Here is a 13,467-nt window from a genome sequence, read left to right on the forward strand (position 1 = left end):
TGAGCGTCGCCGCTGGTCGCGGAAGGCGTGCAACGATGCATCCCGGCGGCGGTCGGCGACGAAACCACGCTAGCCCTGCGCCGCACCACCGTCGCGCTCGCCACCCGCGATCTGCTGCAGCATCGACTTCGGCGTCGTCGCAAGCTCGATCTTGAGCTGGTCGCAAATCGCCCGCCGCAGCAGGCGCTCGATCTCGGTCGCAGCATTGGGATTAGCCGCTCGTGCGTGCTCCCCGCTCGCCCAGAGCAGAAGTTGCCCCAGCCGCCGGTCGCCATCGTCGCGCAATGCCTCGATCGCGGCAACGTCGGACGGGCCGCCCTGGATGCGCGGCGTCGAAGGAACCTCCGGATGCGTCATGCTGCCGGCCAGTCGCTCGACCATCGCGAAAGTATCGTCCTGCAGACGCACTTGCTCGAGCAGCGGCCCGGCCTTCCAGTCGGCTGCGAGCTTCAGCCCGTTCAGCGCGTAGACTGCAGAGAACACCTGCCCGCGAACGAAATCGTCATTGCTGTTCGGCACGACGTGGCTTTGCAGCGCATCGATTATGCCGTCGATCAACCGCTCGAAGGATGCACTCATGCCGCGGCCTCCAATGCGCGCTCGAAGGCCCGCACGATCGAGGGCATCTGGCTTGCCATCACGGCGAGCCGCATGTCGTTGAAGCGATCGACCTCGAAGGCGCGCACCGCGCACATCTGGATCGCTGCCGCCTGATACAGCGCATAGGCCTCGTAGAAGGCGAGGCTCTTGTCCGAGACGGGAATGCCGGAGGCGCGCTGATAGAGATCAATCACCTCCGTGCGCTCGAGCACGCCATAGAGCTTGCGGCTCCTGGCGTTGAAGGTCGGCAGCATCGCCCAGGCCAGATCTTCATGCGGATCGCCCAGGTGCGTGAGCTCCCAATCGAGGATGGCTGTGATCCGCCCCTTGTGCTCGATGAAGTTCCCGATCCGGTAGTCGCCATGCACAATGGTACGGCGCGGCGGCTGCGGACAATTGTCCTGCAGCCAGCGTCCACCCCAGTCGAGCAGCGGATAGTAACGCGCCGTCGGCCGCGCCAGCGAGGCGCGCCAGCCGGCGATGGCGCGGACTTCGGCACGTTCTCCGCTGTGATGCCGCGATGCGAATGGCGTCGCATCCGCGTCGACCCGGTGCAGCGACGCGAGGATCTCGACGAACTGCCGGGCGACCGCGCGCTTGTGGTCCGGATCGAGTTCGCTCGCCGCCCAGGGCGCCGGCACGTCGCCCTCGACATGCGCGCAGATGAAGAACGGAAAGCCGATCTCGGCGCCATCCTGTTCTGATGACACCAACGCCGGCACCGGTACGCCGCTGCCGGCCAGCGACTGCAGCGCATAAACCTGGGGCAGCACCGAGTAAGGCGCAAACAGCCCGCTCGGTGGACCGACGCGCAGGATCAGTTTGCGGTCGCCTTCAGCCGCAGTGCGGGCCACGAACGCATAGGTGATCCAGGAGAAACCCGATGACTTGCGGCCGAAGCCCACAATCTCCGTCCGGCTCCCGGATATCCGCGACAGATGCCGCCCGAGTGCTGGCCGCACCGCGTCGTCATTGACCACGACCGGGCGAACAGGCTCCGGCACATCTTGATGGGATCGTTTCGCAGCCTCCGGCATCAATTGACCGACCTCGTATAGCCCTGCCACTTCTCCTCGCGCAGCGCCGACTTCATGATCTTGCCGGAGCCGGTCAGCGGCAATGGTTCGAGGCGGATATCGACAGAACGCGGGCACTTGTAACCGGCGATCAAGGTGCGGCAGTGCGCGATCACCATTTCGGAATCGAGACTCCTGCCGTCCTTCGGCACCACAATGGCGTGCACCGCTTCGCCCCATTGCGGATCGGGCACCGCGATTACGGCGCATTCCTTGACGTGCTCGTGCTGGAAGATGGCGTTCTCCACCTCGCCGGAATAGACGTTCTCGCCGCCCGAGACGATCATGTCCTTCAGTCGGTCGACGATATAGACAAACCCGTCCTCGTCCATCCAGGCGCCGTCGCCGGTGTGCAGCCATCCGTTGCGCAGCACGCGCGCGCTTTCCTCAGGCTTGCGCCAATAGCCGAGCATCACGCCGGCGCCGCGGATCGCGATCTCGCCCACCGTCCCGCGCGGCACCTCATTGCCCGCGGGATCGATGATGCGGATTTCAACGCCTGGCGCTGCCCGCCCCGCCGATTTGCGCTTGCCCGCCAGCGGCCCTTCCAGCGCGTGATACTCCCACGGCAGGATGGTCGCCAGCGCTGCGCTTTCGGTCATGCCGTAGCCCTGGTGAAAGCGCCAGCTCGGCAGCACGCGCATCAGCTTGACCAGCAGCGCGTCGGGCATCGGCGAGGCGCCATATTCGCAATCCTTGACGCTGCTCAGATCATATGTGCCGAAGGATGGATGATTGAGCATCATGTTGAGCATGGTCGGCACAAACAGGCAGTAATCCACCTTGTGCTCGGCGATGGTCTTCATCGCGAGCTCGGGCTCGAATTTCGCGATGGTCACGTGCGTGCCACCGACCAGGGTCAGCGCGATCATCGGCGAGGTGCCGGCCAGATGGAACATGCCGGCCGAGTGCAGATACCGGGTATCTTCACGGAACCGGAGCGCATAGATCCAGACCAGCGATTCATAGATGATGTTGGCATGTGACAGCATCACGCCCTTGGGAAACCCGGTGGTACCGCCGGTGTAGAAGATGCCCGCGAGATCGTTGTAGGCGCCGGAGGCGTCCTCGATCGGCGCATGCGCTATGAGCTCGTCATAGCTTTGCATACCGTCGGGCACTTGCCCCTCATCGAGATAGACCATTGCGCTGAGTGATTTTGCGCCGCGCAGCGCGGACGCAATCTCGGCGAAGGCCTTGTCGACCAGCAACAGTTTTGGCGTGGAATCGTCAATCGCATAGGCGTTCTCGGCGACCGCCCAGCGTGTGTTGAGCGGCACCGCGACCGCGCCGGCCCAGGCGACGGCATAGAGCGCCTCGATATAGAGGTCGCTGTTGTGCGCGAGGATGGCGACGCGATCGCCGGCATCGACGCCGAGCCGTCGCAGCCCGCCCGCGGCACAGGCGACGCGATGGCCGATCTCCTTCCAGCTCCGCGACCGTCCGGCGTGGATGGTGCCGGGTGCGTCCTTGCGCAATTGCACCGCCGCGATCAGCGCCTGCGTCAGCTTCATGTTTCCTCCACACCGTCATGCGGCCGCGCACGCCTGCGGATGTTTCCGTCACGCATGAGGCCGATACGCCGTCCGTAGATTCCAGTTGATAATCCGGACAGACGGTCTATTATTGCATAGCCGATGCGAGGGGTAAAGCCTTTCAAGGCTTCCATCGCCGGATCAACCAGCCCCGCAAAAGAGGGCGTCATGGGAGGGGAAGATGCGGAAGCCAATCGTCACGCTTGCGGTGTGGGCGTTCGCGCTCACCGGCGCGCTCGGAACGGCGAATGCCCAGAAGGCCTATGGCCCGGGGGTCAGTGACAGCGAGATCCTGCTCGGCGCCAACGCGCCCTACAGCGGACCGGCATCGATCTATGCGAGCTTCCCGAAAACCATGCTCGCCTATTTCACGATGCTGAACGAGAAAGGCGGCATCAATGGCCGCCACATCAACTTCCTGACCCGCGACGACGCCTATAGCCCGCCCAAGACCGTCGAAGTGACGCGCGCGCTGGTCGAGAACGACAAGGTGCTCGCGATCATGGCGCCGTTCGGCACGCCGACCAACGCCGCGATCCAGAAATATCTCAACAGCAACGGCGTTCCGCATCTGCTGGTGCAGAGCGGCGGTACGCGGTGGAACGATCCAAAGCAGTTTCCCTGGACAACGCCTTACTCGCCGACCTATGTCAACGAGTCGCGGATCATCGCGCGTTACGTCCTGCGCGAGAAGCCGGACGCCAGGATCGGCGTGCTGCTGCAGGCCGACGACATCGGCAAGGACTTTGTCCTTGGCCTGAAGGAAGGGCTCGGTGCCATGGCCGAGACGATGATCGTCAAGGAGGCGATGTATCAGTCGACCGAGCCCACCATCGACTCCCAGATCGTGAACCTGAAGGCATCGGGCGCCGACACCATCCTGATCGCCGCGCAGAACAAGTTCGCCTCGATGGCGATCCGCAAGATCCACGAGCTCGGCTGGAAACCGCTGATCTTCCTCGGCTCGACCGCGAATTCGATCGCCGGCGTGCTGGTGCCGGCAGGCATCGAGGCCTCCACCGGCATCCTGACCACGACTTCCTACAAGACGCCGAACGATCCGGCCTGGGCCAATGACAAGGGCATGACCGACTATCTCGCCTTCGCCGCGAAATATATGCCGGGGATGGACCCGAACGACGTGATCGCGGTGACCGGCTACACCACCGCCCAGCTCGGCGCCATCATCCTGCAGCGCTGCGGCGACAATCTCACGCGCGAGAACGTGCTGAAGCAGGGCACCAGTCTCAGCGGCATCGAGCTGCCGATGCTGCTCCCGGGCATCACGATCCAGACCACGCCGCAGGACTACGCAGCGATTACCGAGCGCCGTTTCGCCCGCTTCGACGGCAAGACCTGGGTGCTGTTCGGCGACATCGTGGGCGCCGGCCCGGCCAAGGACTGATCCCGCGCTACCCATCCGACCGAACCGGCTCAAACACAAGGACAAGAACAATGCTGACAGCCCAGGACGATCTCATCGGCCACCAGACGCCGCAGCCGTTTGCCAAGGCAGGCGGCGGCGATGCAAGGTTCACCGAACGCTACTGGTACACCGCGCATCCGATCGACGGCAGCGAACTGCTGATCGACATCGGGCTCGGCTATTACCCGAACCGCAACGTGATCGACGGCTTTGCCGGCATCACCATCGGCCGGCGTCAGCACAATTTCCGTGCCTCGCGCCGGCTCGGGACCCGTCCGCTGGAGACGGAAGTCGGCGGGCTCAGGATCGAGATCGTTGAGGGGAACAGCCTGCATAGGATCTCGCTCGCCGACAATCCGTCCGGCATCAGCTTCGCGCTCGAATTCAAGGCGAGCTTTCCGGCGGCGCAGGAGAAGCAGAATTTTCGCGAGCGCAACGGTGTCGTCGAGGAAGACCTCGCGCGCGTCTCGCAATTCGGCCGCTGGCGCGGCTGGATCGTCGCCGACGGCAAGCGTTACGAGATCGAGCCCGAGCTGTGGTGGGGGCAGCGCGACCGCTCCTGGGGCCTGCGATCCGAGATGCGCACCGACGAGACCAGGCCGCCGGTCGCGACCCATCGCAATTTCTTCTGGACCTGGTCGATGTTCCAGTTCCCGGAGTCGGCGCTATCGATCTTCATCAAGGAGCGCGCGCCGGGCAAGCCGCATTACCTCTCGGGCACCGAGTTCCACCGCGAAGCCGACGGATCGGTGTCGCATCGCGAGGTGACCTCGCTGGAGCACAAGATCGAGTGGGCTGACGATCCGCTCGGTCAGACCATCGCGATGGCCGATTTCACCTTCGCTTTCGATCGCGGTGAGCCGCGCCATATCAGGATGCACGGACTGCGGACCCGCTTCTATCTCAAGGCCGGCATGTATGGCGGCCTGCAAGGCTGGACCCATGGCGACGACCGCGGCGAGAGCCATGCCGGGCACGACATCTGGAACCTCGACGATGCGGCGACGCGCGCCATCGCACGGACGCTGTCGGATCATGTCGTCCGGCTCGAGAGCGGCAACGAGACCGGATTTGGCATCAGCGAATACGGTGTCGCCGCCGGCTATCCGCTCTATCCCGGACCACAGAAATTCCCAGCGATGTGATCGGAATGGACCGGCAACGCAAGCGCGTCGCGGAAGGAAGCGAATTCACTTGCGATCAATGGGACAATCAGGCAGCCGAGGCGCTGGTCTCGCTCGAGACGATCGCCCCGCTCCGCTATCGCAGCCGCTTCGGCGACGGCAATCTCAATGGCCGGTCCTATGGCGGCCAGATCCTTGGCCAGGCGATGATGGCCGCGACCCTCAGCGCGCCCGAAGATCGTCCCGCCGCGATGCTGCAGCTCCTGTTCCTGCGCGGTGCCGATCCCGGCCGCCGCATCACGTTCGACGCGCAGGTCCTGCAGGACGGTAAGCGGTTCTCCTCACGCCACGTCGTGGGCAGCCAGGGCAACGGGCGCACGGTCCTGAGCGCGCAGGCCACGTTCTGCGCAGCGCAACCGGGTCCGCGGCACGCAGCGCCATTCACCCCCTCAGAGGATCCGGAAAGCCTGCCCGATCTGACCATGATCCCCGACGGGCTGATGGCGCAGTTGCGACCGCTCGGTCCTTATTCCCAGCACATCAAGCCCAGCATGGATTTCCGCATCCCCGAGATCGAACGTCAGCTCTCGGCCGCGACGGCAGAGCCGCGACTGCGCTTCTGGATCAGATCCAGGCAGCCGCTCACCACTGCTTCTCGCGCCCAGGCCGCGGTGTTCGCCTATCTCTCGGACTGGTGGCTCAACTTCTCCAGCGTCGGCGGCCATCTCGGCGATCTGCAGTCGCGCGCGCCACTCTATCTGTCGAGCCTCAACCATTGCATCTGGTTTCATCGCACATTTTCGCCTGACGCCTGGATGCATGTCGAAACCGAGAGCCTATGCGCGGATGGCGGCCGCGGGCTGTCGATCGCGCGCGTCCACGACCGTGACGGCGCGATGCTCGCCACCGCAATCCAAGAGACGCTGATGGTCCATCCAGAGGGCGATGCGTAGACGCCACGACGGTTGAGCTGATGCCGCGATCGCGGCTTAGTTGCAGTGCCGAGCTACGGCAAGTTCCACCCGGTGTTGAATCCTGGCAACACCGGCCAACAAAATGAACAAACGTTCAGCTCAGCTCGATCGCGACCACGACTGTGCCGCATCCCTGTCAAATCCTGCCTGCGGGTGGCGCAACAAAAACACTTTGGGGAAAACCTACATGCAGCAGGCACCGCTGGCCGCACGGAGTGCGGAATCGTCTGGATATGTTCTCTACTTCCAGCTCGCCAGCAACGGCACGAGGCGCGCGTGCAGTCTGACGATCCAGGCGGAAAGCGCCAACGAGGCGGCGCGGATCTTTCGCGAGAACTGGGGCACGATCGAATCCATGGCCCGCGACGGCGTGAGCACGGGAGTGGTCGGCAAGACGCCGGTCAGCCTGGCGTTGTCGTGAGGCGCATCGCGCGGCCTACGGCAAACCGTACACCTGAGATGTGACAGGACGACGGCTGCAGCCTTAGGCGACGATCGCACGGCCATTTGACGCGCAGACGCGACAAGCAGGTCACGAGGTTCAGGGCTCGCGCACACGCGCGAGCCCTGTCGTGTCTTAGAATGATTCAAATCCATTCCGGTTAGAGAGATTCAAGTCTGCTCCGGTTCTTTTCGCGCACGCCGACTGCTAGAGGCGCGCCGTGAACGAGTTCGCGTGAATCGGAAGTCCAAGAGTGCCTGTGAATGCTGATGGCCGGGTTGTCGGCGACCGTCGAAATGCCGCCGACAAGGGCCGTACCCATCTGCTGATCGGCGCAGCATTCCTGCTCGCCGATGTCGCCTCCCCGGCAACGCCGGCAAACGCCCAATCGAGCGTCCCGTTGCCGCCTGTTTCGGTCGACCAACCGACGCCGAAGCGCAAGCCGGCTGCCGCCGCGGCAAAGCCGGCGCAGCGAACGCTGGCGGCCGCCGCGGCACGGCAGCGCAGCCGGAATGCCCAACCGGCGCCGCCGACACCGTCGGAGCGCGCGGCAGCTGCCGCCGCGGCGCTCAACGAAGCCAAGCTGCACTACCGCGCGATGCCAAGCCCAACCACGCTGCGCAGCGGCGCCTCGCCGCTGGACACCTCGCAGACGGTCAACGTTGTGCCCGAGCAGGTGCTGAAGGATCAGCTGCCGCGCAACCTCGACGATGCGCTCGCCAATGTCAGCGGCGTCACCCAGGCCAATACGCTGGCCGGCACCCAGGATGCGGTGATGCGCCGCGGCTTCGGCGACAACCGCGACGGCTCGATCATGCGCAACGGCATGCCGCTGGTGCAGGGCCGCAGCCTCAACGCAGCGGTCGAAAGCGTCGAGGTGCTGAAGGGCCCGGCGTCGCTGCTGTACGGCATCATGGATCCCGGCGGCATCGTCAACACGATCAGCAAGCGCCCCGAGCTCTACCAGCATGGTTCGGTGACCCTGCTCGGCTCGACCTATGCCAACTCCAGGACCGGAGCCGACGGCACCATCGACATCACCGGCCCGATCGGCGATGGCGGACTCGCCTATCGCTTTATCGGCTATGGCGTGAGCGAGGATTACTGGCGCAATTTCGGGCGCCATCGCGAAATGCTGGTCGCACCGTCGCTGGCCTGGTACGGCGAGAACACCACCGTCCAGCTCAACTACGAGCACCGCGAATTCATCACGCCGTTCGACCGCGGCACCGCATTCGATTCCGTGACCAAGGCGCCGCTGGCGATCCCGGCGACGCGCCGGCTCGACGAGCCCTTCAACAACATGTGGGGCACCTCCGACCTGATGCAGGCGTCGGTCGAGCACCGGCTGAACAAGGACTGGAAGCTGTTCGCGGCCTACAGCTACAACACCGAGACCTTCAGCGCCAACCAGCTTCGCATCACCGGCGTCAACGCCAAGACCGGCGTCGAGACCCGCAGCAATGACGGCACATGGGGCTCGCTCAGCAATGCCAGCTACGGCACCTCCTATCTGCAGGGCAATGTCTGGCTCGGCAACATTCGCAACGAGGTGCTGTTCGGCGGTGACGGCCAGTACCGCACGATCTACCGCGACGACCTGATCCGGCAGGCGACGCCGAGCTTCAACTTCTACAATCCGATCTATGGGCTGATCACGCCGGGGACGACGGTGTCCGCCGCCGATAGCGCGCAGACCGACAAGCTCGGCCAGTGGTCGCTGTTCTTCCAGGACACGCTGCATCTGACCGAGCGCTTCGCGCTGGTCGGCGGCGTACGATACATGGATTACGACCAGCTCGCCGGCAGGGGCCGCCCGTTCATCACCAATACCAATGTCTCGGCCGACAAGGTGCTGCCGCTCGGCGGCGCCATCTTCAAGCTCACCGACCAGGTCTCGCTTTATGCGAGCTACACGCAATCGCTGAAACCCACCTCGACCATCGCGCCGCTTACCGGCGGCGTCGTGATCGGGTCCAACATCGCGCCCGAAGAGGGCACCCAGTGGGAGACCGGCGTCAAGTTCGACTTCAACAAACAGATCTCCGGCACACTTGCGCTCTACGACATCGACAAGAAGAACGTGTTGGTTTCGCAGCTCAACGCCACGACTGGTATCGTCGAGTACCGTACGGCAGGCAAGGTTCGCTCGCGCGGCGTCGAACTCGACGTCACCGGCAGGCTGACTGACAATTGGAGCATGATCGGCAGCTATGGCTATACCGACGCACGCGTAACCGAGGACCCGACGCTCGCCGGCAAGGCCCTGCAGAACGTCGCGCTGAACACCGCATCGCTCTACCTCGTCTATGATTTCGGCACCACCCTGCCCGGCCGACTTCGCCTCGGCGGCGGCGCGCGCTATGTCGGCGACCGGCCGGGCGATGCCGCGAACAGCTTCGTGCTGCCGGCCTACACGGTCGCTGACGTGTTTGCGACCTACGAGACCAAGGTCCAGTCGTTCCCGGTCATCTACCAGTTCAACGTCAAGAACCTGTTCGACACGGTCTACTACCCTTCGGCCAACAGCATCCTGACGGTCGCGATGGGCGACGCGCGGCGCTTCTCGCTCTCGGCGACGGTGAAATTCTGATGAGTGACGTTTGGCGCCCAATCAAGGCTGCGCTGCTGCAGGTCCATTCCCTGGTTGGCCTCGTGCTGGCGCTGCTGTGGGCCGTGGTCGGCCTCACCGGCGCGACGATGGCCTTTGAGGATGAGATCGAGGCCAGCCTGAACAGTCGGATGATGCGCGTCGAGGCCAGTGCGGCCCGGCGGCTCACGCCGGACGAGTTGATCGCGCGGCTGGCGGCGGCTGGCGATTTCGGCAAGGTCTCGGCCGTGACGATGTCGAGCGATCCATCGGCCGCGCACCGCATCCGTTTTGCTCGCAGCGAAGGCGGCACGCGGCCGTCCTCGGTCTATGTCGACCCCTATGATGGGCACGTGCTCGGCTCGCCGCGCGGCGAGGACTTTTTCGCAACCGTCCGCAAGCTGCATCGCTGGCTGCTGTTGCCGGGCGACGGCAATGGCATCGGCCGCAAGATCACCGGCTCAGCCGCGATCTGCCTGATCGTGATGCTGATCACCGGCCTCGTGCTGCGCTGGCCGCGTCGTGCGCGCAGCGTCAAGATGTGGCTGAAGCCGAATCTGGGACTGCGCGGCCGCGGCCTGTATCGCTCGCTGCACGCCGTGATCGGGACCTGGGTGCTGCCGGTCTATCTGGTGATGACGCTGACCGGCCTGTGGTACTCGTTCGAGTGGTACAAGGCCGGCGCCAACTGGCTGTTCGCGCGGCCTCAGGCCACAGCCGCGGCGAACGCGATGCAGCCCAAACCGCCGCGCGGCGGCGCGGCTGCAGAGAGCAAGGGTGAAGCCAAGACCGAAACCAACGCCGAGGCAAAGCCGCTTGCCTTCGATCACGTCTGGTCGGCGTTCCTGCATCAGGAGAACAACAGTTACGGAAGGGTCCTCCTGACCATGCCGGCCGGCGCGGGCACGGCCGTGCGCGTGCGGTCATGGCCGCGGGACTCGTCGCGCGAGGCCGTGCGTGACGAATTCCGTATCGATGCCCTCACCGGCCGCGTCGTCTCATCGGATCGCTACGCCGACAAGACGTTTGGCGAACGCGTCCTCGCCAGCGTGCTCGACATCCACCGCGGCGCCATCCTGGGATGGCCCGGCAAGCTCGCCTTCATGCTGGCCGCCGCCATGATGCCGCTATTCGCCGTGACCGGCCTGCTGCTTTATCTGTCCCGTCGCAGGCACCGGCGGCTCGCGCGGCAGCCGGTCGGCCACCTCGTTCCGGGCGAATGAAGCCGTTCTATCAATTTGTCGCTCAGCCGAAATCGCACGCCGCGAGCCGGGCACGTAACTCGGCGTCCGTTTCGGCCGCGAGCTCAAGCAATCCACGATAGGGATCGCCCGATATCCCGAGCACGGTAGCGAACGCAGGCTCGGTCTTGAGACCGCCCGCCCTCAATTCCCTGACGGCTCGCCGCAGCCCTCCATCATCAAGCGCAAGCAGCCGCCGTTCGACCTCGAAATGGATCCAGCCTCGTTGTTGCTCCACCGGACGCAGATCACCGTACAGTTCGAACGGCCAGCCGTCGCACACAAAGCGCGCAATCACCGGCCGCGTTCCCGAGGTCCACCGGAAGAGGACGAAATCATCGCACGCTTGATAGTGAGCCCAAACGATGTCCGCGAATGCGTTCGGGTCGGACGCATGGCAGACGATATCGATGTCGCTGCCGGGCACGGCGAGGCCGAGCGGCAGCGTTCCGACGATACGGGGATCGAACGGCTTCAGCAGTTCCATCACGGCGGAGCTGGTGACGGCGGATGCGTAGTGCCCGACAGTCATCGCGTGGCATGCCCTCAAGATCGCAGCGACGCATTACCACACGGGCGTGGAACGCGCGAACCTCTGCAAATGGCGGGCTCGAGGGGAAGCGGGCCTAAAAAAGTCGCGGGGCGATCTCGACCGCGTTACCGTGGTCGAAAATCGCCCCGCCAAGGCGGACAGGCAAGGCTGCTCGCGCGCCAGCCTGTCCAGCCGATGTCGGAATGATCCGTTCGATCGATCAGCCGAACTGGTTCATCGTGTTGTGGGCGCCACCCGCCTTGAGGGCAGCCTCACCGGCGAAGTACTCCTTGTGATCGTCGCCGATGTCGGAGCCCGCCATGTTCTGATGCTTGACGCAGGCGATGCCCTGACGGATCTCCGCGCGCTGCACGTTCTTGACGTATCCAAGCATGCCCTGCTCGCCGAAATACTCCCTCGCGAGATTGTCGGTCGACAGCGCAGCCGTGTGATAGGTCGGCAGCGTGATCAGATGATGGAAGATGCCGGCGCGCTTGGCCGAATCCGCCTGGAAGGTACGGATGCGCTCGTCGGCTTCCTTCGCCAGCGGCGTGTCGTCGTACTCCGCCTTCATCAGCTCGGCGCGGTTATACTTGCTGACGTCCTGGCCGGCTTCCTTCATCGCGTCATAGACCTGCCAACGGAAGTTGAGGGTCCAGTTGAACGACGGCGAGTTGTTGTAGGCCAGCTTCGCATTCGGAATGACCTTGCGGATGCGATCGACCATGCTGGCGATCTGCTCGATATGCGGCTTCTCGGTCTCGATCCACAAGAGGTCGGCGCCGTTCTGCAGCGAGGTGATGCAGTCGAGCACGCAGCGATCTGCACCGGTGCCGGGACGGAACTGGTAGAGGTTGCTGGGCAGACGCTTCGGACGCATCATCTTGCCGTTCTGGTTGATGATGACGTCGCCGTTGCGTGCGTTGGCGGCCGTCACTTCCTCGCAATCAAGGAAGCTGTTGTACTGGTCGCCGATGTCGCCGGGCTTGTGGCTCACGGCGATCTGCTGGGTCAGGCCGGCGCCGAGCGAGTCGGTGCGGGTCACGATGATGCCGTCTTCGACGCCGAGCTCGAGGAACGCATGGCGGCAGGCGCGGATCTTCGCGATGAACACCTCGTGCGGCACGGTCACCTTGCCGTCCTGGTGGCCGCACTGCTTCTCGTCGGAGACCTGGTTCTCGATCTGCAGGGCGCAGGCGCCCGCCTCGATCATCTTCTTGGCGAGCAGATAGGTCGCCTCGGCATTGCCGAAGCCGGCGTCGATGTCGGCGATGACCGGCACGACGTGGGTCTGGAAGTTGTCGATCTTCTCGATCAGCGCCTTTTCCTTGGCCTTGTCGCCTTCCTTGCGGGCCGCATCGAGCGCGCGGAAGATATCGTTCAACTCACGCGAATCCGCCTGACGCAGGAAGGTGTAGAGCTCCTCGATCAGGGCCGGCACCGAGGTCTTCTCGTGCATCGACTGATCCGGCAGCGGGCCGAACTCGGAGCGCAGCGCCGCGATCATCCAGCCGGAAAGATACAGATAGCGGCGGTCGGTATTGCCGAAGTGCTTCTTGACCGAGATCAGCTTCTGCTGGGCGATGAAGCCGTGCCAGCAGCCGAGCGACTGGGTGTACTTGGTGCTGTCGGCGTCATAGGCCGCCATGTCGGCGCGCATCAGCGCAGCCGTGTAACGGGCGACATCCAGACCGGTCTTGAAGCGGTTCTGCAGGCGCATCCGCGCCACGGCTTCGGCGGTGACGCCGTTCCAGGTGTCCTTGCCCTTGAGCAGCGCTTCGGCCGCCTCGATCTCGCTCTGATACGAAGCCGGTCCCTGGATGGCCCGGTCGCTGATCCCGCGCGGTTGGAAGTTCATGTCCGTGATCCCTTCGGTGACGAAATAACTGCACCGTTTGTGACGCGCGGCGTCATCGGGAGCTAGACC

The 13,467-nt window shown here is 64.5% G+C and carries 11 protein-coding genes; 6 read left to right on the forward strand and 5 right to left on the reverse strand.

Annotation, left to right across the window (positions count from 1 at the left end; all coding sequences use genetic code 11):
* Window positions 1-69: 69 nt before the first annotated feature.
* Genes Q2M23_RS15400 through Q2M23_RS15410 form a run of 3 tightly spaced genes read right to left on the reverse strand, consistent with a single transcriptional unit; the run spans window position 70 to window position 3,190 of the window.
* The gene (locus tag Q2M23_RS15400; RefSeq protein WP_253587681.1) at window positions 70-579 is read right to left on the reverse strand and encodes a hypothetical protein; all 510 of its coding nucleotides are present in this window, start codon (window positions 577-579) and stop codon (window positions 70-72) included.
* Entirely contained in the window at window positions 576-1,604 is a 1,029-nt protein-coding gene (locus Q2M23_RS15405; RefSeq protein WP_316396031.1) for a phosphotransferase family protein, read from the reverse strand. Before Q2M23_RS15405 ends, Q2M23_RS15400 begins: the two co-directional genes overlap by 4 nt.
* 32 nt (window positions 1,605-1,636) lie before the next feature.
* Window positions 1,637-3,190, reverse strand: coding sequence for an acyl-CoA synthetase (locus tag Q2M23_RS15410; protein WP_076829064.1), 1,554 nt, complete (start codon window positions 3,188-3,190; stop codon window positions 1,637-1,639).
* 202 nt (window positions 3,191-3,392) lie between these two features.
* Here Q2M23_RS15410 and Q2M23_RS15415 point away from each other — a divergent pair, with 202 nt between their 5' ends.
* The 6 genes from Q2M23_RS15415 to Q2M23_RS15440 all read left to right on the forward strand — a co-directional run bounded on the left by Q2M23_RS15415 (window position 3,393) and on the right by Q2M23_RS15440 (window position 10,990).
* On the forward strand, window positions 3,393-4,616 hold the full coding sequence (locus Q2M23_RS15415) for an ABC transporter substrate-binding protein (protein ID WP_316396032.1): 1,224 nt from the start codon (window positions 3,393-3,395) through the stop codon (window positions 4,614-4,616).
* Window positions 4,617-4,666: 50 nt separating this feature from the next.
* Window positions 4,667-5,782: a hypothetical protein gene (locus Q2M23_RS15420; RefSeq protein WP_316396033.1), complete on the forward strand. Its 1,116-nt coding sequence runs from the start codon at window positions 4,667-4,669 to the stop codon at window positions 5,780-5,782.
* 5 nt (window positions 5,783-5,787) lie between these two features.
* A complete protein-coding gene (locus tag Q2M23_RS15425; protein ID WP_316396034.1) occupies window positions 5,788-6,714 on the forward strand; it encodes an acyl-CoA thioesterase in 927 nt (308 codons plus the stop codon).
* 103 nt (window positions 6,715-6,817) lie between these two features.
* Window positions 6,818-7,156: a hypothetical protein gene (locus tag Q2M23_RS15430; RefSeq protein ID WP_316396035.1), complete on the forward strand. Its 339-nt coding sequence runs from the start codon at window positions 6,818-6,820 to the stop codon at window positions 7,154-7,156.
* 280 nt (window positions 7,157-7,436) lie between these two features.
* Window positions 7,437-9,770, forward strand: a complete 2,334-nt coding sequence (locus Q2M23_RS15435) for a TonB-dependent siderophore receptor (RefSeq protein WP_316396050.1) — start codon at window positions 7,437-7,439, stop codon at window positions 9,768-9,770.
* On the forward strand, window positions 9,770-10,990 hold the full coding sequence (locus tag Q2M23_RS15440) for a PepSY-associated TM helix domain-containing protein (RefSeq protein WP_316396036.1): 1,221 nt from the start codon (window positions 9,770-9,772) through the stop codon (window positions 10,988-10,990). The genes Q2M23_RS15435 and Q2M23_RS15440 overlap by 1 nt, the downstream gene beginning before the upstream one ends.
* Before the next feature lie 22 nt (window positions 10,991-11,012).
* Here Q2M23_RS15440 and Q2M23_RS15445 read toward each other — a convergent pair whose 3' ends face one another.
* The gene (locus Q2M23_RS15445) at window positions 11,013-11,540 is read right to left on the reverse strand and encodes a DUF4269 domain-containing protein (RefSeq protein ID WP_057018866.1); all 528 of its coding nucleotides are present in this window, start codon (window positions 11,538-11,540) and stop codon (window positions 11,013-11,015) included.
* Window positions 11,541-11,760: 220 nt separating this feature from the next.
* Entirely contained in the window at window positions 11,761-13,398 is a 1,638-nt protein-coding gene (locus tag Q2M23_RS15450; protein WP_057018867.1) for an isocitrate lyase, read from the reverse strand.
* Between the last annotated feature and the right edge of the window lie 69 nt (window positions 13,399-13,467).

Source organism: Bradyrhizobium sp. 33ap4 (assembly GCF_032654765.1).
Taxonomy (GTDB): domain Bacteria; phylum Pseudomonadota; class Alphaproteobacteria; order Rhizobiales; family Xanthobacteraceae; genus Bradyrhizobium; species Bradyrhizobium australafricanum.